The sequence below is a fragment of the Rhodococcus sp. RD6.2 genome, assembly GCF_001040705.1.
Classification (GTDB): domain Bacteria; phylum Actinomycetota; class Actinomycetes; order Mycobacteriales; family Mycobacteriaceae; genus Rhodococcus_G.
In genome coordinates this window covers 436,794-457,204 of record NZ_CVQP01000005.1, presented here as the reverse complement: position 1 = coordinate 457,204, position 20,411 = coordinate 436,794, and the positions used below count along the sequence as shown (strand labels likewise).

Below are 20,411 nucleotides of genomic sequence, written 5' to 3'. Positions count from 1 at the left end.
TGGGTGCGGTACCGCGCCGCCGCCTGCCCGGCGCACGGTCTGGGAGAATGGCGGCCATGCCCACCGCGCCGCTGATTGTCGACGTCGACACCGGAATCGACGACGCACTCGCGCTGCTGTACCTCGTCGCGAGTCCGGATGCCGAGATCCTCACCGTTGCGAGTACCGGCGGCAACGTCCCGACCGCACAAGTCGCCGCGAACAACCTCGCATGGCTGGACCTGTGCGGGAGGCCCGACATCGAGGTCACGCTCGGCTCGGCCGTCCCCCTCGTCGGCGACCTTCGCACCACCGAGGACACGCACGGCCCGCAAGGACTCGGACATGCCGTCCTTCCGGTGTCGTCACGTCCACTCGCGGAGCGCAGCGCCGCCCAGGCCTGGGTCGACGAGGCCCGGTCTCGTCCCGGTGAGGTGACCGGACTGGTCACAGGACCGCTGACGAATCTCGCACTCGCACTGCGCATCGAGCCCGAACTGCCGAGACTGCTCCGGCGACTGGTGATCATGGGCGGCGCGTTCAACCATCCGGGGAACACCACCCCGAAGTCGGAATGGAACATCTCCGTCGACCCGGAGGCCGCGAAGGCGGTGTTCGACGCGTTCTCCGACGCACCCGCCGACCGCCGCCCCCTCGTGTGCCCGCTCGACGTCACCGAGACGATCGAGATGCGTCCCGAGCACCTGCGCAGGCTCGCCGTCGCGGCGGGCAGCGAGCCCGCCGAGCTGATCACCGCGCAGGACCCACCGGGAACCCGGTCACGCACGAGCAATCCAGTGCTGCGCACACTGTTCGACGCGATCCGGTTCTACCTGCATTTCCACGACGACCACGGTCAGGGCTTCCTCGCACACATGCACGATCCGTTCGCCGCGGCACTGGCGCTGGACCCGACGTGGGCTCGGACCCGGCCGGCCACCGTCGACGTCGAACTCGACGGCACCCTGACCCGCGGATGCACCGTCGCGGACTGGCACGGGATGTGGGGACGCGACCCGAACGCCGAGATCGCCGTCGCCGCAGACCCCGACGCATTCTTCGATCACCTCGTCGAGCGGATCGGACCCGCGGTGCGGCACATCACACCGGGCTGACCACGCGGCTGTACTGTCAGGGCATCGTCGCATGGTGGCGGCGGTGGTGAATCGGCAACGAATCGAGGTGCGGTGCACACTCACCGGCGGGTTCTGATCGTCCTGACAGCCGTGATCGCACTGCTCGGCCCGCTGGCCGCGGTGACCGCGCACGCCGCCGTTCCGACCGCGCCTGCGCAGCCACTCGCGCTCGTGTACCGCGGTCCGGCTTCGGTACCCGGTACCGCCGAATCGGTTGCCACCGTTCTCCGGAACTCGCCGTCGAAGTTCCGTGTCGAGTACGTCGGCCCGAACGACACCCCGATCACCGCGGCCACCCTGGCGCGAGCCACCGTGTTCGCGCAACCGGGCGGACCGAGCCTGAGCACGGCGTGGAAGGCGATGCGGCCGTATGCCGACCTGCTCGAGGACTGGATCGCGGGCGGCGGAAACTATTTGGGCTTCTGCGTCGGCGGCTACCTCGCAGGGGCGACCCCGGGCTACGACCTGCTGCCGGGCGACACCTACCAGTACAGCGCCAAGCGCGGCGCGACGGTGTGGAACGAGGATCCCGCTCGGTCGACGGTGGTGTGGCGCGGCCAGGAGTACACCACCTACTTCCAGGATCCGCCGGGGTTCGACATCGAGCCCGACGACTCCACAACGATCCTCGCCACCTATGAGGGAGGCGAGATCGCCGCGCTCGCCGTCGATCACGGCAAGGGGCGAGTCGGGGTGACCGGACCCCACATCGAGGCGGACCGGAGCTGGTTCGTCGACGATGGCCTGTCACCGGACGGTGCGGTCAACCCGCACCTCGCGTACGACCTGATCGAAACGACCGTGCAGGGCAACACGTCCGGGCGGGTCCCGACGCCGACGGCGTCCCCTGTTCCGGCACCGGCACCCGTCGTCCCCGGGCTTCCCGTGCTCCCACTCCCACCGGCGATCGCGTCCGCCTCCGCGATGCCCGTGCCGGGCGCCGCGATCCAGACCCCGACCATCGCGCAGTCGAACGCGCCTGCTCCTCCAGCCGTTCCGGCTGCACCGGCCGTTCCGGCTGCACCAGCCGTTCCTGCACCGCCGGACGCTCCCGCCACGCCTGCGGCAACCGCACCCGAGCCGCCGGTGCTGCCGTGGCCGTTCGGCCTGGTCGCCGAGGTCCCGTTCGTGCGGCACTTCGTCATTCGCATGGGAGCCGGAGCAGCCGCGCCTGCCTCCTAGACCAACCCTCGCCGCCGCGCCTCGCGGACCGCATCGCCCCGAGAGTGGACCCCCAGCTTGCGGTACAGGCCCCGGAGCTGCGTTTTGATCGTGTTGGGTGAGACGAACAGGGATTTCGCAATGTCGACGACGGGGTGGCCGCGACTCAGTCCGTGCAGCACCGCGAGCTCCCGATCGGTGAGGTGCACTGCGGGCGCCGGCAGTGGGTACGGTGCCCATTCCTGCGCTCCGAAATCGACAGGTGGCGTGCCGAACTCGGACAGTGTGCTGCGCATCTCGGCCGGCACCGTCGTGAACGGCCGCGCCAGTCCGGTGTCCTCCGACAGCGCCACCGCACGGTTCCATGCGACGCGGGCAGCGTCTCGTTCACCCGCGTGGAGCGACACCATCGACTCGATCAGGAACGCCTCGAGCCGCACCCTCGTGTAGATCCCCCGTCGGCGAGTCAGTTCGGTTGCGTGTTTCGCTGCGGTCGAGGTGTTCCCGGTCAGCAACGCCGCACGAGCCGTCGACAACCGGACCAACGGGTGCAGCGGCCCGCTGACGAGTTCGGCCCGTTCCAGCACATCGGAGCCCGCGCCCAGCGCCGTGTTCAGGTCCATCTCCGCCGCGTCGAGCAGCGGGCGGGCGAATGCGGCTGGGCCGAGCCACTTCCCGAACTCCGCCCGATGCCGTCGTACGCGGTCGAGGCCTGCCTCGGGTCGACCGCGCATCAGCTCGTACTGGGCCCTCGCGTACACCACGAACGCCCAGTTCTCGATGTTGCCGGTCAACTCCGGCAGCGTCGTCAGAACCTGTTCGGCGGCAGCGACGTCCAGTCGGTCGAGCGCGACGATCACCCGTGCGGTGATCGCAGGCAGTTCGATCGTGGTCCCGAGCCATCCGGCGACGCTGCCGAAGGTGGACTCCTGTTCGATCCAGCGCTGTGCGCGGCGACCCTCACCGAGTACCGCCTGCTGGAGGGCCAGTTGCCCGGCAGCCTGTCGCGCCGCGAAGTCGCCCGGACCACGAGGACAACCGATCACGGCGCGCTCGAACAGATCCGCGGCCCTCTGGTGGTCGCCGCGGTACTCACTGGTCAAACCGAGATGCGTCCACACCGGAGCCAGGTCGGGCCGCGCGCCCTGATCTGCGCCCTCGGATTCGATTCGGGTTGCGAGGTCGACGAGTTCGGCGTGGTTTCGAACGGCCTCGTCGTAGTCACCGATCCAGCGCATCAGTGTCGAACGAAGCACGCCGGGTGCGAGCGCGACGTCGAACGAGTCCTGCCCGTCGATGTCCGCGCCGGGCGAAATCACCTCGGGCAGTGATCGCGGCAGGGGACGGAGGTCGGAGGAGATCCGCACCGCCAGTTCACGCGCATACAGCATCGCGGGCCGTGATCGGAGTACATGCTCGGGCAAACCACAGAGTGCACGGAACAGCACGCCGAATCTGGTGGCGGTGATCTCGACCCAGTGCGCCGCCAGCACCTCCACGACCAGATCCCAGTCCTGCCCCTCGGTGGCGTGACGCAACGCTTCGACGGGATCGCCGACCGTCTCGTACCACCGCGCGAGGGCGGCCGACACCTCGGGCGGCGGCTGCATTCCCTCACGCATCGCTCCACGGCGCAGCGATCTGCGAATCGCGTCGGGAAAAACGTGGTACCGCTCGGGTGACGGCGGCATTCGGTACAGCAGCCCGGCGCATTCGAGCGCCGCGATCGCCTTCTCCGCGTCGTCGACGCGGAGCATCGTCACCACCGTCGCGGTCACCCGCCTGACCGCCGCCACCGTCCGGGCGGCCGCCCGCAGACTCTGCGGAAGAGGCTCGAGGAGATTGGCGTCGACGTACCGGTCGACCTGCACCTCCACTGCGAGGCAGGCGCGCTCTCGTTCGAGCTCGAGATCCTTTCCATAGATGCGGAGCACGTTCTCCGCCAAGGCAACCAGCGCGGGGTGCCCTCCCGTCATGAGCCACACGTCGCGCGCAGCCCTCCAAGACGAGGCCTGCCGATCGGCGAGCAACTCGGCGACCTCGTCGAGGGTGTACTCCAGTTCTGCGGGCATCACCACCGACACTCCGGACGACGGGAACCGGTCGTCGAACACCGACCCGTCCCGCGTGGTCAGGACGAATCGACAGGTCGGGGTGCGGACCTGCAGATCCCACAGCCTCACACCGATGTTCGCGAGGAGGCCTTTCTCCGGAAGGTCGAGAACGACCATCACGTCCGCACCCCCCGCCGACGCGGATGCGGATGCAGATGCCACGGCAGCCCAGTACGCGTCCGGTCCCGTCGCCGGGCCCGGAGCCGCGATTCGACATGCGACGACGTCGGCGCGGAGCGCAAGCCACGATTCCACGAGCTCGGTCTTGCCGTATCCGGCCGGCCCCCACACCACCGTCAGGGGCGACTCGTCCAGCCTGCGAAGCAGGCGTAACCGACGTGCCGAAACCCGGACATCAGTCATCCCCCACCCCCTCGAACCGTCCGACATGTCCGAAATAGCCTACCGATATCTGCAGGTCGCACCCCGCCAACCCCCGGATCGTGAGTGCGCTCACGTCCGCGTCGGCGAGTGGGTGAATTCGCGGGTGATTCCTTCGGCAGCCACACGGAGATTTGCACCTGACCGGGATGACTCCCGAACCACTCTCCCAGCCGCTACTCCTGCAGGAACGATCCGAGAACCGCCCCGAACCCACCCCGACATCGAGGACATCACCCCAGCACCTTCCCATCATGTGGACATTCGTCCTTCATGTCGGAACGTGCTTGACTGACCGCCGCCCAACCCCCAGTTAGCTACACGTTGACTGACTCTTGTTCGCTACCGTGAGGATCCGGATGTCTGGCCCGTACCCGACCCGGGCGACCGGCAGGTCCGCCGCCGTCGCCGGGACCAGGCGTCGCCTTGAACACGTGTTCGAGGCGACGGCCGACCGGACCCCGGATTCGATCGCTCTGCTCTGCGAGGGCAATACCTTCACGTACGCCGACATCGAGTGGCGGGCCAATCAGCTGGCCCACCACCTGATCAGCGTCGGCATCGACGTCGGTGCACGCATCGGCATCCTGCTGGAACGATCCCCCCACACGTATGTCGCGCTGCTCGCCGTGCTCAAAGCCGGCGCCGCGTTCGTCCCGATCGATCCCGCCTCCCCCGCCGACCGCGTCGACTACATCACCAGCGACGCGGGCGTCGACCTCGTGATCACCAGCACGTCGTTCGCCGGCCTGCTCGCACCGCTCGGCGTCCCCTGGACCGAGATCGACGGCGAAGCCGAACTCATCGCACAGAATGCCGTGACACGACCGAACTTCGAGGTGATGCACCGGGATCCGGCCGCGTACATCATCTACACGTCCGGTTCGACCGGACGCCCCAAGGGTGTCGAGGTCGCGCAGTCCAGCATCTGCAACTTCCTCGACATCGTGCCCACCGTCTACGACGTGCAGCCCACCGACCGCGTCTACCAGGGCATGACGATCTCGTTCGACTTCTCGATCGAGGAGATCTGGCCGACGTGGGCCGTTGGCGCGACCCTCGTCCCCGGCCCGACCGGGGCGGGGCGGCTCGGCGGCGAACTCGCCGACTTCCTCGAGTACAACCGCGTCACGGTCCTCTACTGCGTCCCCACCCTGCTCGCCACGATCCCGCGAGAGCTGCCGCTGCTGCGCAACATCCTCGTCGGCGGCGAGGCGTGTCCCCGCGAACTGGTCGAGCGCTGGGGCCGGCCCGGTCGCCGGATCCTGAACACCTACGGACCGACCGAGGCGACCGTAACCGCCACCTGGTGCGAGCTCGTACCGGGTCGGCCGGTCACCATCGGTGTGCCGCTTCCGACGTACTCCTGCGTGATCCTCGACGAGGGCAGGCGCGTCGTGCCGGACGGCGAGGTCGGCGAGTTGTGCATCGGTGGTCCCGGCGTCGCGCGCGGTTACGTCGGCCGCCCCGATCTCACCGCCGACAAGTTCCTCCACGTCCCCGAGAGCGGTATCGACGGCCGCCTCTACCGCACCGGCGACCTCGCACGATGGACCGAGTGGGGGGAGATCGAATACCTCGGCCGCGCCGACAGCGAGGTCAAGATCCGAGGTCACCGCGTCGACCTCGGCGAGATCGAGAGCGTCCTCCTCGTCGACGACGGCGTTGCCAGCGCAGTTGTGTCACTCGTGACGGTCGCCGACGTGGAACAACTCGCCGCGTGGGTGGTGCTGATGCCGGGAACGGGCGCCTCCCCGGACACGATCGATGCACTGTTCGCCCGTCTCGCCGACGAGACGGGCCGGCGCCTGCCCGACTACATGGTCCCGACCTTCCTCGACGTGGTGAACGAACTTCCGATGATGCCGAGCGGCAAGGTCGATCGGCCCAAGTTGCCCGCGCCGTCGGGTCGACGACTGTCCGGCCCTGCCGGACCGGTCGTCGCGGCCCACGGCGATGTCGAGAACGACCTACGGCAGCTCTGGGCGACGCTGCTCGGACTTCCCGTCGACGACGTCTCGGTGGAAGCGGACTTCTTCACCGAACTCGGTGGACACTCCCTCGCGGCCGCACAGTTGGTGACCCGACTGCGCGAGAGCGGCATGCACCCCACCGCCGGGATCAGGGACGTGTACGCCAACCCGACCATCCGGGCGATGGCAGGCGCGCTCCCCCACGACCTTTCGTACGGCTCGGGCGGGCCGCCCACTCCCCCTCCTCCGCTGGTGGACGAACCGGGCGACGAGCCGACCGGAAACGCCACCATCCGCAGCGCAGGCGCCGTCCAGGGACTGTTCGTCCTGCTGGTTCTGCTGGTGGTGACGATCCCCGTGTCCGTCGTCTACCACGCTCACCACGGCCAACCGTCGTTCGACGCCCTCGTCGACCTGTTGATCGCCACCGTTCCGTCCTATCTCGTGGTCCGCTGGGTGCTGCCGGTCCTCGCGATCAGGCCGCTGTCGGCCGGGATCACCCCCGGCCGCTATCGACTGTGGGGCACAACCTATCTGCGCCTGTGGATGGTCGATCACCTCATGCTGCTCGCCCCGATGCCGGTGTTGAGCGGTTCGCCTCTGATGGCTTCCTTCCTGCGCGCGCTCGGCGCTCGGGTCGGCCGCGACACCCACATCGGAACGTCGACGATCTCGTTCCCGGCGCTGGTCGACATCGGTGACGGCGCGTCCGTCGGCACCAACACCGATGTCCGGCCGTGGCGGGTGGTCGGGCGCGAGGTGATCGTGGCCCCGATCGTCATCGGTGCGGGCGCCTACGTCGCCTCCAACAGCGTTCTCGAAGCGGGCAGTTCCGTCGGCGAGGGCACGATGCTCGGTGACCAGTCCGTGCTCACCGAGGGCGTCGCGTTGCCACCGGGGACCCGATGGGCGGGATCACCGCCGCAGCGCGTCCCGGCCCTCGACGCACGTATCGAATCCATGGCGGCGCAGCCCCGGCCGGCCGGGTGGGGCCCGAAGCTACTGCTGCTGACCGCCGTCGGGGTCGTGGCGCTGGAAGCGCTCGCCATCGCCACCATCGTGCCGAGCCTGGTGCTGGTGTGGGCGGTCCTGCTCGAGTTCGGGATGATCGCGTCTCTGCTCGCGACGCTGGTGTCGGGTGCCGTCTATGTCGCCAGCGTCTGCGCGGTGGTCCTGCTCGGGAAGAAGCTGATCCTGCCCGCGCTGCCGGTCGGTACCTTCCCCGAAGCATCCGTACTCGGGGTCCGGAAATGGGTCACCGACAAGCTGCTCGAGATGAGCCTGCTGTACACGAACACGCTGTACGCCACCCTCTACACCGTGCCGTGGCTGCGCGCGCTCGGCGCCCGGGTCGGGCGCGGCGCGGAGGTCTCGACCGTGTCGCACATCGACCCCGACCTGCTCACCATCGGTCAGGAGAGCTTCGTCGCCGACATGGCGAGCCTCGGCGGCAGTGCCTTCTGCAACGGCCGAATGATGTTCGCCCCGACCGCGGTCGGCACCCGGGCGTTCGTCGGCAATGCGGCGGTTCTTCCCAGCGGCATGCGCACCGGTGACGGCTCACTCGTCGGGGTGCTGACCGTGCCACCCGCCGACGGAGTGCCGCCGGACACGTCGTGGCTCGGTAACCCCGCGTTCCACCTGCCTGTTCGTCAGGACAGTGGCGAGTACGACGAGGCGGAGACGTTCACACCCGATCGGGGCGTGGTCGCCCATCGCTGGTGGATCGAGTTCTTCCGGATCGTGCTGCCACCCACGGTGATCGGCGTCAGCCTGTACTTCTACCTGCTGGGTCTGTCGCTGACTGCGCGCAGCAGCACCCTGCTCTGGACCGTCCTGACCGCGCCGTTCCTGGCGCTCGCGACCGCACTCGGAGTCGTCCTGTTCTCCGCCGCGGTGAAGAAGAACCTCGTCGGCACCTACCGGCCGCGGGTGGAGCCGCTGTGGGCCAAGTTCGTCCGCCGATCCGAGTTCGCCACCGGCATGTACGAATCTGCCGCCGTCCCGGTGCTGCTCAACCAGTTGACCGGCACACCCTACCTGCCGATGATCCTGCGCTGGTTCGGCGCCGGAATGGGCAGGCGCGTCTGGATCGGTACGACCTATCTCACCGAATTCGATCTGGTTCAGGTGGGCGACGACGCCGCAATCGGTGCCGGTGTGTCGTTGCAGACCCACCTGTTCGAGGATCGCGTCATGAAGATGTCGACGGTCACCGTCGGCGCCGCCTCCACCGTCGGCACCCGCGCCGTCGTCCTCTACGACTCCGTCGTGGGTGACCACGCCGAACTCGCGGCCCTCTCGCTGCTGATGAAGGGCGACGAACTTCCCGCGGGCACCCGCTGGGAAGGTGTTCCGGCCCAGGCGGTTCGCACATGAGGTCGTCGCCACCGCGCCCGCTGGCACTCGTCTACCGCGGCCGCGGAGCCACCCTGCCGGGCAGTGCCGAATCGGTGGCGGCCCTGCTCGGACGAAGCCGCTGGAACTTCGACGTGCACTACGTCGGCCCGCGGGAGCATCTCCGTCTCACCCCGGAGGTTCTGGGGTGCGCGACCGTGTACGCGCAGCCCGGCGGCGACGAGCTCCTCCCGGCCTGGCGTCGCATGCGCAGGCACCGTGACGTCCTCCGGGACTACGTCCGCGGCGGTGGCCGATACCTCGGGTTCTGCCTCGGCGGGTACCTCGCAGGCTCCACTCCCGGCTTCGATCTGCTCCCCGGCGACACCGATCAGTACATCGCGACACCCCGCTCCGAGGTCCCCGGCACCGAGGCCCGCGTCGTGGACGTGCGGTGGCGGGGACGCCCTCAGCCGATGTACTTCCAGGACGGGCCGACATTCGAGCTGCCGCACCACTTCACCCCCGGCATGTATGTCCTCGCGGCGTACGCCAATGGGGAGGTCGCCGCACTCACCGCGCGATTCGGCGCGGGCCGTGTCGGCGTCGTCGGCCCCCATCCCGAGGCGGACGCCGCGTGGTTCGCCGACTCCGGCCTGTCCACCCCCACCGACGTCGGCACCGCCGCCGGCCTCGACCTGATCGATGCGGTGATGAGCTGACATGACCACCGAAACTGCCGTACCCGTGGCCGCCACGCCGCCGCAGCGGCGACGGATTCGCCTCAGCGGAATCGACCTCGCGCGCGGGCTGGCCGTGTTCGGCATGATCGCCGTGCACTCCCTCAACGACTACGACGTGGAGGGGCGCGCCACGCTGTCGTACACGGTGTCGGCCGGGCACGCCTCGGCGATGTTCGCGTTGCTGGCCGGTGTCGCGATCGCGTTCCTGTCCGGTCGGCGCCGACTCACGCGTGGACGACAGTCCCTCGGGACCGCCGCCTCGCTCGCCGCCCGCGCACTGTTGCTCGCGGTGATCGGATTGTCGTTGGGATACACCGAGATCGACTACGGGGTGGTGATCCTGCCCTACTACGCCGTCATGTTCCTCCTCGCTGTCCCGCTGGTGTACCTGGGAACTCGCACGCTGGCCGTACTGGCCCTCGTGTCCGCCCTGCTCACGCCGGTGCTCAGCCAGCTCGTACGCCCCCACCTGCCGTCACCGTTCACCCGGCAGGTGTCCTGGGAGACGGTGCTGGTCGAGCCGCTCCAGTCGCTTGCCAACCTGTGCTTCACCGGCGAATTCCCGGCCTTCGTGTGGATGACCTATGTGGTCGTGGGCATGGTGGTCGGCCGACTCGACCTCTCCTCGATTCGGGTCACCGCCTGGCTCGTCGGCGTCGGCGCGCTGCTCGTGTCACTCTCGGCGACCGTGTCGTGGATGTTCCTGCACCCGTTCGAGGGGTTGAGCCGGATCGAGGCCGTCTCGGATCCCGACACGATCGAGGAGATCCTCACGTTCGGCTCGGACGGCACCGTTCCCACCGACACCTGGTGGTGGCTGGCCGTCAACGGCCCGCACACCGGAACTCCGCTGGACCTGGCGAGCACTGTCGGCAGTTCGCTGCTCGTCCTCGGTCTCTGTTTGATGCTGTTCCAGATCACCCGGCCGGTCGTGGCCGGAACGGTGCGCGTCGTCACAGCACCCCTGGTCGCGGTGGGAACGATGTCGCTCACGGTCTACGTTGGCCACATCATGTTCATCAACTCCGACTTCGACCTGTACGGCCCGACGGAGGGGTATCTGCGGCAAGTGCTGGTGATCTGTGCGTTGGCGCTCGCGTGGCGGGCGACCGCGGGACGCGGCCCGCTCGAGGGTCTGGTCACCTCCGTGACCAGCCGCGTCCGCCGGGCCGTCGAGACCCGCGTCGCACGCGCGTGAGGCCCCGAGTGCCGGTGACGCGGCGCCGCGTCCTGATCGGCGCGGCGGGCCTCGGTCTGGCGGGTGCCGCGGCGGCACTGACCGTGCCCGGTCTGGTCGGCAACACCGACGACCGGCCGGTCGCGCTCGTCTACCGCGGACCCGCGACCTGTTCGGGGTGCGCGGAATCGGTGGCGGACCTGCTCGCCTCCGCGCCGACGCCACTGCGCCCGGTGTACTGCGGCCCGGACGAGGACGTCGACGTGACGCCCGAATCGCTCGCCGGGGCCGCCGCGTACGCGCAACCCGGCGGCGGGAGCCTCGCCCGGGGATGGCGGCACACGCGGGACTACGCACCCCAACTGCGTGACTTCGTCGCCGGCGGCGGCACGTACCTCGGATTCTGCCTCGGCGCCTACCTCGCGGGCGACGACCCCGGCTACCGCCTGTTCCCCGGTCGGGTACGGCAGTACATCGGCACCGACGACGCGACGGTCCACGACACCGACGACACCGTCGTCTCGGTCAGCTGGCGAGACCGGGAGCGGCACATGTACTTCCAGGACGGCACGGCGTTCGCCGTCGCCCACGACGACTGGGACGCGGTCGGCGCGACGGTGCTGGCGCGCTACCCCAACGACGAGGTCGCGGCCGTCGTCACCCCGTACGGCCGTGGGCGCGTCGGACTCGTCGGTCCACATCCGGAGGCCGACGAATCCTGGTACACCGGAACGGGTCTGACCAATCCCGACGGCATCCGATTCGATCTCGGCCACGATCTCGTCGCAACGGCCATGCAGCGCTGACACGCAGGCCCTTCGCTTCAGAAGCGCTGCACGTTGTGGATCGGCGGCAGTTCGGCGAGCTCGGTCAGACCGATCGGGACATCCTCGTCGTAGGCGTTGAACACCTGCCCGTCTCCCGCGTAGATGCCGACGTGGTCGGCCGCGTCACGGAAGGTGATCACGTCCCCCGGCGCCATCTCCTCCACCCGGATGGGTTCACCGAACAACGCCTGGTCCTCACTCACCCTGGGCAGGACCACGCCTGCCTGCCCGAATGCCCACTGCACCAGGCCCGAACAGTCCCACTCGTCGGGGCCGGTTCCGCCCCAGCGGTACGGCTTGCCCTCCTGCGTGTAGGCGGCGGCCAGTGCCGCCAGTCCCGCCGGACTCGAGGCGGACGTGTCGAGGAAGTCGAGCTCGGCCTCCTCCGGCGGAGCCGACTCCTCGGTCATCTCCTGCGCGGACAGACGGTCGATCTGGTCGGCGGTCGAGCGGGCCAGCATCGGTGGGACCACCACCGCACCGGTCACGGCCGCGAGCAGTCCGACCGCGACCAGCACCGGCCGCAGGCGGATTCGGCCCGAGGACCTCTCGGTGGGCGACACCGTCCTACTCGGTTCCACTGCCGCCCTCCCGAGAGCTCTACTCGTCGAATGCCTCCAAGATCCGGTGTGCGGCGAGCGCCGCGGTCAGCGAACCATCGCGGACCTGCTGCTCGACGTCACCGCGGATCGCCTTGACCGCCGGATCCGTGTCGAGGCGGCGCAACAACTGGTCGTGAACCATCGACCATGTCCAGTCGACCTGCTGCTGGTGGCGTTTGCGTTCGAGTTCGCCTGCGTCGCCGAGGACCTTGCGGTGCCGCAGCACCTCGTCCCAGAACTTGTCGACGCCAGTGTTCTCGAGAGCACTCATCGTCAGCACCGGTGGCTTCCACAGCGCGTCGTGGGGGTAGATCAGCCGCAACGCGCCCGCGAGTTCCCGGGCCGCTGCCTTGGCCTCCCGCTCGTGCTTGCCGTCCGCCTTGTTGACGGTGACGATGTCCGCTAGTTCGAGCACGCCCTTCTTGATGCCCTGCAACTGATCACCGGTGCGGGCCAGCGTCAGGAAGGTGAACGTGTCGACCATGTTCGCGACGGTCACCTCGGACTGCCCGACGCCGACCGTCTCGACGAGGATCACGTCGTACCCGGCGGCTTCGATCAGCACCATCGTCTCGCGGGTCGCCTTGGCGACGCCGCCGAGGGTGCCCGATGTCGGGGACGGCCGGATGAACGCGTTCGGCTCGACCGACAGGTTCTGCATGCGGGTCTTGTCGCCGAGGATCGAGCCGCCGGTCCGGGTGGACGACGGGTCGACCGCAAGCACGGCGACCTTGTGCCCCAACGAGATCAGATACATCCCGAGGGCTTCGATGGTCGTGGACTTGCCGACCCCGGGGACACCGGTGATGCCGACGCGGATGGCACCACCGGCGTGCGGGAGCAGGCGCAGCAGCAGCTGCTGCGCCTGCTCCCGATGATCCGTCCGGGTCGACTCGACGAGGGTGATCGCCTTCGCGATCTCGCCCCGCCTGCCGGCGAGAACCGCATCTCCGAGAGCGGTCAGATCCAGTGGCGGACGACTAGTCGGCGGCAACCGAATCGTGTCCCAACTGATCTGCCAGCTTCGTCAGCAGCCCGACCGCCGCGTCCGCGAGGACCGTTCCGGGCGGGAAGATCGCCGCAGCGCCCGCCGCGTACAGCTCGTCGAAATCGCCCGGCGGGATGACGCCGCCGACGACGACCATGATGTCGGGACGGCCGACCGACGCGAGGGCCTCCCGCAGCGCGGGCACCAGCGTGAGGTGACCGGCGGCGAGGGAGGACACGCCGACGATGTGCACGTCGGCGTCGGCCGCCTGCTGGGCGACCTCCTCGGGGGTCTGGAACAGCGGTCCCACGTCGACGTCGAATCCGATGTCCGCGAAGCCGGTGGAGATCACCTTCTGGCCGCGGTCGTGGCCGTCCTGGCCCATCTTCGCGACGAGGATGCGCGGGCGACGGCCCTCGGCCTCCGCGAACTTCTCGACGAGTTCGATTGCGCTGGAAATGTTCTCCGACTTTCCGGCCTCGTCCCGGTACACACCGCTGATGGTCCGGATCTCGGCCTGGTGACGCCCGTACACCTTCTCCAGCGCATCGGAGATCTCTCCGCCGGTGGCCTTGGCGCGGGCCGCGTTCACGGCCAGGGCGAGCAGGTTGTTCTCCATGCCGCCCTCGGTGCTGGCGGCGGCGCGGGTCAGCTCGGCGAGCGCAGCCTGGGTGGCCGCCTCGTCGCGCTCGGCGCGCAGCTGCTGCAACTTCGCGAGCTGCTCGGCACGCACCTTGGTGTTGTCGACCTTGAGCACCTCGATGCTGTCCGGCTCGTCCGGCACGTACTTGTTGACGCCAACGAGCGGCTGCCGTCCCGAGTCGATGCGGGCCTGGGTGCGGGCCGCGGCCTCCTCGATGCGGAGCTTCGGGATGCCCTCACCGATGGCCTGCGCCATGCCGCCGGCCTCCTCGACCTCGGCGATGTGCGCCCGGGCCCGGTTCGCGAGCTCGTTGGTGAGCCACTCGACGTAGTGCGAGCCGCCCCACGGGTCGATCGGCCGGGTGGTGCCGGATTCCTGCTGCAGCAGCAGCTGGGTGTTGCGCGCGATGCGGGCCGAGAAGTCGGTCGGCAGCGCGATCGCCTCGTCGAGCGCGTTGGTGTGCAGCGACTGGGTGTGGCCCTGGGTCGCGGCCATCGCCTCGACGCAGGTGCGCGCGACGTTGTTGAACACGTCCTGCGCGGTGAGCGACCAGCCGGAGGTCTGCGAGTGGGTGCGCAGCGACAGCGACTTGGCGTTCTTCGCCTCGAACTTCTCGACCAGCTCGGCCCACAGCAGACGCCCGGCGCGGAGCTTGGCGACCTCCATGAAGAAGTTCATGCCGATCGCCCAGAAGAACGACAGTCGCGGCGCGAACTTGTCGATGTCCATGCCCGCGTCGAGACCGGCGCGGATGTACTCGATGCCGTCGGCGAGGGTGTACGCCAGCTCCAGGTCGGCCGTCGCGCCCGCCTCCTGGATGTGGTAGCCGGAGATGGAGATCGAGTTGAACTTCGGCATCTTCGCGCTGGTGTACGCGAAGATGTCGGAGATGATCCGCATCGACGGCTTCGGCGGGTAGATGTAGGTGTTGCGGACCATGAACTCCTTCAGAATGTCGTTCTGAATGGTTCCGGCCAACTGCTCGGGCGCGACGCCCTGCTCCTCCGCGGCGACGACGTACAGCGCCAGGATCGGCAGCACCGCGCCGTTCATGGTCATCGACACCGACACCTGCGACAGGTCGATGCCGTCGAACAGCTGACGCATGTCGAGGATCGAGTCGATCGCCACGCCGGCCATACCGACGTCACCCTGCACGCGCGGGTGGTCCGAGTCGTAGCCGCGGTGCGTCGCGAGGTCGAACGCGACCGACAGGCCCTTCTGACCGGACGCGAGGTTGCGGCGGTAGAAGGCGTTGGACTCGGCGGCGGTGGAGAAGCCGGCGTACTGCCGGATGGTCCACGGCTGGTTGACGTACATCGTCGGGTACGGGCCGCGCAGGAACGGCGCGGCACCGGGGAAGCTGTCGAGCGGGTAGCCCGATGCCTCGGCGGCGTCGCGGTCGGCCTTGGTGTACACCGGCTTGACGTCGATGCCCTCGGGCGTCGACCAGACGACGTCCTCGGCTGCGTAGTTGTTCGCCTTGGCGGCGTCCTCGATGTGTGCGGCGGTCTCGGCCTCGGTCGGCGCGGCGGGTGCCGGGAAGTCCGGGTCGGTCAGCGGCACGTCGGCGAAGCTGCCGATGTCGTGCGTGATGCTCATTTCGCTCCCAGGGTGTCGAGCAGACCGGTCAGCGCCGACACTGCGTCAATACGAGCGGTCAGGAAGCCGTCCGGCCGGTCCGCGCCCTGCGCGTCGGCGAACGTCTTCTCCGGTCCCGCGAGGAGGACGGTCTCGATGCCTGCGGCGCGCAGTGCGTCGACCGCGGGGACGCCGTCGGTGCCGTACCGCTTGTCGGTGCCGCACAGGACCGCGATGGTGGTCTCCGACTCCTTGACGATCCCGGCGACGGTCGCCAGGTCGAGGGTGCCGGGGTTGACCGCCTCGATGCCGCCGGAGGCGAGCAGGTTCGCGGCGAAGGTGGTGCGTCCGTTGTGCTCGGCGACCGGGCCGAGCGCCGCGAGCAGCACCTTGGGCCGGTGGCCACGCTCGGCGAGGAATCGGTCCGACCGGTCACGCAGCGCCTCGAACGCCGCGCCGTAGCGGGCGACACCGGCGAGCGGCGAATCACCCTCCGCGATCGGGGTCTCGCCGAGGTTCGGGAACTCGTTGACACCGGTGACCGCGGTCCTGCGGTGAGCGATGTCGGAATCACGCTTGTCGCGGGTGGCGGCGATGCGCTCGGCAATCACGCCGGCCTCGAGGGCTGCGGCGTATCCGCCTGCGGCCTCGATCTGCTGCACGAACTCCCACGCCTTCGCCGCGATCTGCGACGTCAGGTCCTCCACGTACCAGGAGCCCGCACCCGGATCGAGCACGCGCCCGAGGTTCGACTCCTCGAGCAGCAGCAGCTGGGTGTTGCGGGCGATGCGGGCCGCGAACGACTTCGACGTCTCCACGCTTCCCTCGGGCAGTGCGGCGTCGAACGGCAGGACCGTCACCGAATCCGCGCCGCCGACTCCGGCGCCGAACGCCGCGAGGGTGGTGCGGAGCATGTTCACCCACGGGTCGCGCTGCGACATCATCGCGGCGGAGGTGACCGCATGCTGCGGTGCGCCACCGAACTCGCTCGCGCCGCACACCTGCGCGACGCGTGCCCACAGCTGCCTGCCTGCGCGAAGCTTGGCGATCGTCTGGAACTGGTCGTCGGTGGCCGCGAAGCGGAACTCGACCTGTCCCAGTGCCTTCGAGATCGTCAGACCCGAATCGGTGAGAGCACGAAGGTATTCCAGGCCCGCAGCGACAGCGGCACCGAGCTCCTCGGCATCCGACGCACCCGCATTGTGGAATGCGGTGCCGTCGACGGTGATTGCGCGAACCGTCTCGGCGCGGTCGGCCGCTGCCCCGGCGAGCGCGACGGTGGCGGCCAGGTCGACCCCGTCCGCACCCGAGTAGCGATCGGTGAGCGCGGACGCGCCGAGCGCGACGGTGATCGCGGCTCGATCGGTGACGCCGTCACCGGCCGCGGCACGCGCGTCGATCAGCGCGTAGAGGTTCTCGGCCGCGGCGGCAGTGGCCGCTCCGGCGTCGAGGGTCAGCGGCGCGAGGTCGAGCAGAACACCGCCGAGCGCAACATCGAGAGCGTCGGCGGACAGCCCGTTGCCGCCGACGTTCAACCAGATGGCGCTGACGCCGTTCTCGAGCCCGTCGAGGACGGCCTCGTTGATCTTCTTCGCGTCGCTCTCGTCGGCGCCGAACGCGGCGCTGACCTTCCATCCGCTGTTGACGTCGCGGTGCGCGTCGCGTCCGCGGACGAACGGGAACACGCCCGGCAGCGGCGCCTCGGCGGTTTCCTCCCTGCGGGTGTACAGCGGCGTGACGGTGACGCCGTCGTAGGTGACGGTGTCGAGGAGGTGCTCCGGATCTGCGGGCAGCTCGGACACGTCGACCTTGCGGGCCTTCGCGAGCACCGCAGCCACCGCCTGCTGCCACGCCGCGTGGTCGCGGGCGGCCTCCTCGGTCTGTGAAGCGGGTGACACTGGCACGGTGTCTGCTTCCTCTCGGTTTTCGGACATGGTCATTGTGCGTGTGATGCTAACCCCGCCCCGGCGAGCACGATCCGCTGGCTCAATCTAACGTTCGGTAACCTCACGGCATGAGCATCGCCACCGAGCTGGGCCGCACTCCCCAATCGCTGTTCGGAGTGAGCCGGGCGGTCCGCGACGGCGACGTCAATCGAATGACGATGACCCTCGGCGACGGGCCCGCGGCCACCGCAGCTCTCGGCGTCCTCGTCGACGACATCCTCGGGTTCACCCTCTTTCACCGCCGCGGCGAGCGAGACGGCCTGGTCAGCGCCACACTGTCCGTCGATTTCGTACGGCCGACCGGGTGGCAGGGCCCCTTTCTGACGGCAGAGGGCGCGGTCGAGGTGCTCGACCGTGACGGCGGCCTGGCATCCGCCCGGATCGTCGACTCCGCTGGCGCCCTCGTCGCGAGGGGAACGCTGTGGGGCTCGTTCGTGGACGGTGTCACACAGTCCCGCCCCATTGCGACGGAGATCACACCCGCGCCCCTCTCCGTCGGAGCGTCGGACCCGGCCGACGCACTGGGTGGGACCGTCGAGAGCACCGACAGCGGCGCGCGCCTGACCGTTCCCCCCAACCCGGATCTGGTCAACGCCATCGGCATGATGCACGGCGGCGTCCTGACGTGTGCGCACGACGTTGCCGCCACCGCGGCGGCGGGCGGTTCCATGCGCGCCGCGTCGATGAAGGTGAACTTCTTCCGGCCGGTCCCCGTCGACGCGACGACCGTCTTCGATGCGACGGTGGTCCGTGACGGGCGCCGGGTGTGCATGGTACGGGTCGTCGCGCTCGACGCTGCGGGCCGCGAATGCTCGACGGCCGCCGTGACGTTGCGGCGCGACCCCGACGCCTCCCCGGCGTGCTGAACTCCGGCGTGGTGAACTCCGCCGTCCGACTGCTGCGTAACCCCAAGGTGCTGCTGCTCGCGGTGCTGCTGCTCGCGCTCGGCGCGGCGGCACTGTTCGTCCCGCTGCCGACGGTCGACCAGCTGCGGGAGTGGTCGGACTCGCTCGGACCGGCGTTCCCGGTGACGTTCTTCGTCGTGCACGCGATCGTGACGGTGGCTCCGGTACCTCGGACGGTCTTCACCCTCGCAGCGGGACTTCTGTTCGGATCGGTGGCAGGCATCGCCCTGGCCGCGGGCGCGACGACGGTCAGTGCCGCGATCGCGCTGCTCCTGGTCAGAGCCGTGGGCCGGGACGTCGTCGCGGCGCATCTGACACACCCTGCGGTGCAGAAGATCGACGACAGGCTGGCCCGCCGCGGCTGGCTGGCCGTCGGATCGTTGCGGCTGATCGCGCCAGTGCCGTTCTCGATCACGAACTACTGCGCCGCGCTGTCGTCGATCCGGTTCTGGCCCTTCATCCTGGCGACGATGGTCGGCATCGTCCCCGGGACGATCGGCGTGGTGGTGCTCGGCGACGCGATCGGCGGCGACACGTCTCCCGCGCTCCTCGCGGTGTCGGCGGCGTGCCTGCTGCTCGGCGTGGTCGGGCTCGTCGTGGACGCTCGGCTCGGGGTCCCCGCGGCACCGGAGCTGACCCTCGACGAGGCGCGTGCCGCGTCAGGCCTTCACACTGGACATAGTGATATCAAGTCCTAAACCTTGACTGGACAGTGTCCAGGTTTTAGCCTTGACCAATGTTCGTGCTGACGATCGACCAGCGTCGTAGCCGCCGCGACGTCGACCGCATCCCGGATCTGCTGGCGCACAACGCCGACCGGCCCCTGCTCCGCCCATTCGAACGCACTGCCGGCGACGAGGCCCAGGCGGTCACCGACGATGCGGAACTCGTGGTCGACATCGCACTCGACGCCGCTGCCGCCGGCCACTGGAGTGTCGGAATCGGTGTCGGGGCGGTGGAGCTCCCACTCCCCGACAGCACCCGCGCCGGCCGCGGACCCGCCTTCGAAGCGGCCCGCCGCGCCGTCGAACGTGCCAAGAACATTCCGGGAGCCATCGCCGTCGACGGATCCCCCGGCGCCGAAGCGGCCCTCATGCTCCTGTCCGCGACCATCACCCGCCGCTCCGATGCCGGACGAGCGGCCGTCGACGCGATGCGGACCGGCATGACACAGTCCGACGCGGCCGCCCACCTGGGAATCAGCAAACAGGCCATGTCGCAACGACTGTCGGTGGCAGGCTGGCAGGCCGAGGAAGCGGGACGCCCGCTCGCCGCGCAACTGCTGGAGGCAGCCGACCGATGACAGCACTGGCACTGATCCTGCTCGCCGTCACAGCGATCGCACCGCTCGTCCTGTCCGCCAAGCGGATCCCCACCTGGATCGCACCCGTCGTGACCACGCTCGCACTCGGAGGCAGCGCGCTCGCCGCGACGGCAACGCGCCCCGTCACCGGCTTCGCCCTCGGCGCGACCCTCGTCATCGCGGTGGCGGCCGCCGCGACCGGCGGCGCTCCCCTGGTGCTCGCGGCCTTCCGGATAGCGCGCCGCCGCTCCGAATCCGGCGCCCGACCCGACGAGGGGCCGCTGCGCGGCGGGCGCACCATCGGCGTCCTCGAACGCGTCGCGGTCGCCGTCGCGATCCTCTCCGGCTGGCCAGAGGGCCTGGCGATCGTCCTCGCGGTCAAGGGACTGGCCCGCTATCCCGAACTACGCGAACCGCACGCGTCGGAACAGTTCATCATCGGCACCTTCACCTCGGTGCTGTACGCGGTCGCCGTCACCGGAGTCGCGCAGGCCCTCATCACCTGATTCATGCGCCCACCCATCACCCCCAAGGGCGCATTCACCAACAGTGCATCTCCGAGCGATGTCCTTCCCAACGAAGCCCAGACCGACGTACCCTGACCACAGGCCGTGA

The 20,411-nt window shown here is 69.4% G+C and carries 15 protein-coding genes; 10 read left to right on the top strand and 5 right to left on the bottom strand.

All coding sequences use genetic code 11. The features are described from left to right. Positions 1–56: 56 nt before the first annotated feature. Both RHCRD62_RS08630 and RHCRD62_RS26600 read left to right on the top strand, forming a co-directional pair. The gene (locus RHCRD62_RS08630) at positions 57–1,094 is read left to right on the top strand and encodes a nucleoside hydrolase (protein ID WP_050064548.1); all 1,038 of its coding nucleotides are present in this window, start codon (positions 57–59) and stop codon (positions 1,092–1,094) included. A 72-nt stretch (positions 1,095–1,166) separates the two neighbouring features. Further along, positions 1,167–2,297: a BPL-N domain-containing protein gene (locus tag RHCRD62_RS26600; RefSeq protein ID WP_301280718.1), complete on the top strand. Its 1,131-nt coding sequence runs from the start codon at positions 1,167–1,169 to the stop codon at positions 2,295–2,297. Here the strand turns inward: RHCRD62_RS26600 and RHCRD62_RS08620 are convergent. Beyond that, positions 2,294–4,753 (bottom strand): helix-turn-helix transcriptional regulator, encoded by a 2,460-nt coding sequence (locus tag RHCRD62_RS08620; RefSeq protein ID WP_172671030.1) that lies wholly within the window; start codon positions 4,751–4,753, stop codon positions 2,294–2,296. The two genes, RHCRD62_RS26600 and RHCRD62_RS08620, sit on opposite strands and share 4 nt — an antisense overlap. Positions 4,754–5,130: 377 nt before the next feature. On the opposite strand from RHCRD62_RS08620, the gene RHCRD62_RS08615 reads away from it, so the two are divergent. From RHCRD62_RS08615 to RHCRD62_RS08600, 4 genes are read left to right on the top strand one after another with little or no spacing between them, the layout of a single operon-like run. Further along, positions 5,131–9,123 carry a Pls/PosA family non-ribosomal peptide synthetase gene (locus RHCRD62_RS08615; protein ID WP_084734148.1) on the top strand — a complete coding sequence of 1,331 codons (3,993 nt, stop codon included), beginning with the start codon at positions 5,131–5,133 and terminating at the stop codon, positions 9,121–9,123. Further along, on the top strand, positions 9,120–9,803 hold the full coding sequence (locus tag RHCRD62_RS08610) for a BPL-N domain-containing protein (RefSeq protein WP_050064261.1): 684 nt from the start codon (positions 9,120–9,122) through the stop codon (positions 9,801–9,803). The genes RHCRD62_RS08615 and RHCRD62_RS08610 overlap by 4 nt, the downstream gene beginning before the upstream one ends. Position 9,804: 1 nt before the next feature. After that, positions 9,805–11,022: a heparan-alpha-glucosaminide N-acetyltransferase domain-containing protein gene (locus tag RHCRD62_RS08605; RefSeq protein WP_050064260.1), complete on the top strand. Its 1,218-nt coding sequence runs from the start codon at positions 9,805–9,807 to the stop codon at positions 11,020–11,022. A gap of 14 nt (positions 11,023–11,036) precedes the next feature. Continuing rightward, the gene (locus RHCRD62_RS08600; protein WP_216596619.1) at positions 11,037–11,807 is read left to right on the top strand and encodes a BPL-N domain-containing protein; all 771 of its coding nucleotides are present in this window, start codon (positions 11,037–11,039) and stop codon (positions 11,805–11,807) included. A gap of 17 nt (positions 11,808–11,824) precedes the next feature. Here RHCRD62_RS08600 and RHCRD62_RS08595 read toward each other — a convergent pair whose 3' ends face one another. From RHCRD62_RS08595 to mutA, 4 genes are read right to left on the bottom strand one after another with little or no spacing between them, the layout of a single operon-like run. Beyond that, a complete protein-coding gene (locus tag RHCRD62_RS08595; RefSeq protein WP_253277250.1) occupies positions 11,825–12,409 on the bottom strand; it encodes a C40 family peptidase in 585 nt (194 codons plus the stop codon). A gap of 19 nt (positions 12,410–12,428) precedes the next feature. Further along, on the bottom strand, positions 12,429–13,424 hold the full coding sequence (gene meaB / locus RHCRD62_RS08590; RefSeq protein ID WP_172671029.1) for a methylmalonyl Co-A mutase-associated GTPase MeaB: 996 nt from the start codon (positions 13,422–13,424) through the stop codon (positions 12,429–12,431). Beyond that, a complete protein-coding gene (gene scpA / locus RHCRD62_RS08585) occupies positions 13,411–15,663 on the bottom strand; it encodes a methylmalonyl-CoA mutase (protein WP_050064257.1) in 2,253 nt (750 codons plus the stop codon). Before scpA ends, meaB begins: the two co-directional genes overlap by 14 nt. Next, on the bottom strand, positions 15,660–17,540 hold the full coding sequence (gene mutA / locus RHCRD62_RS08580; protein ID WP_050064256.1) for a methylmalonyl-CoA mutase small subunit: 1,881 nt from the start codon (positions 17,538–17,540) through the stop codon (positions 15,660–15,662). Before mutA ends, scpA begins: the two co-directional genes overlap by 4 nt. 116 nt (positions 17,541–17,656) lie before the next feature. On the opposite strand from mutA, the gene RHCRD62_RS08575 reads away from it, so the two are divergent. Genes RHCRD62_RS08575 through RHCRD62_RS08560 form a run of 4 tightly spaced genes read left to right on the top strand, consistent with a single transcriptional unit; the run spans position 17,657 to position 20,302 of the window. Next, positions 17,657–18,454 carry a PaaI family thioesterase gene (locus RHCRD62_RS08575; protein ID WP_050064255.1) on the top strand — a complete coding sequence of 266 codons (798 nt, stop codon included), beginning with the start codon at positions 17,657–17,659 and terminating at the stop codon, positions 18,452–18,454. Beyond that, positions 18,448–19,191 carry a TVP38/TMEM64 family protein gene (locus RHCRD62_RS08570; RefSeq protein ID WP_157050842.1) on the top strand — a complete coding sequence of 248 codons (744 nt, stop codon included), beginning with the start codon at positions 18,448–18,450 and terminating at the stop codon, positions 19,189–19,191. The genes RHCRD62_RS08575 and RHCRD62_RS08570 overlap by 7 nt, the downstream gene beginning before the upstream one ends. Positions 19,192–19,229: 38 nt before the next feature. Next, positions 19,230–19,796 carry a hypothetical protein gene (locus tag RHCRD62_RS08565; protein WP_050064254.1) on the top strand — a complete coding sequence of 189 codons (567 nt, stop codon included), beginning with the start codon at positions 19,230–19,232 and terminating at the stop codon, positions 19,794–19,796. After that, on the top strand, positions 19,793–20,302 hold the full coding sequence (locus RHCRD62_RS08560; RefSeq protein ID WP_050064253.1) for a hypothetical protein: 510 nt from the start codon (positions 19,793–19,795) through the stop codon (positions 20,300–20,302). The genes RHCRD62_RS08565 and RHCRD62_RS08560 overlap by 4 nt, the downstream gene beginning before the upstream one ends. Positions 20,303–20,411 lie beyond the last annotated feature (109 nt).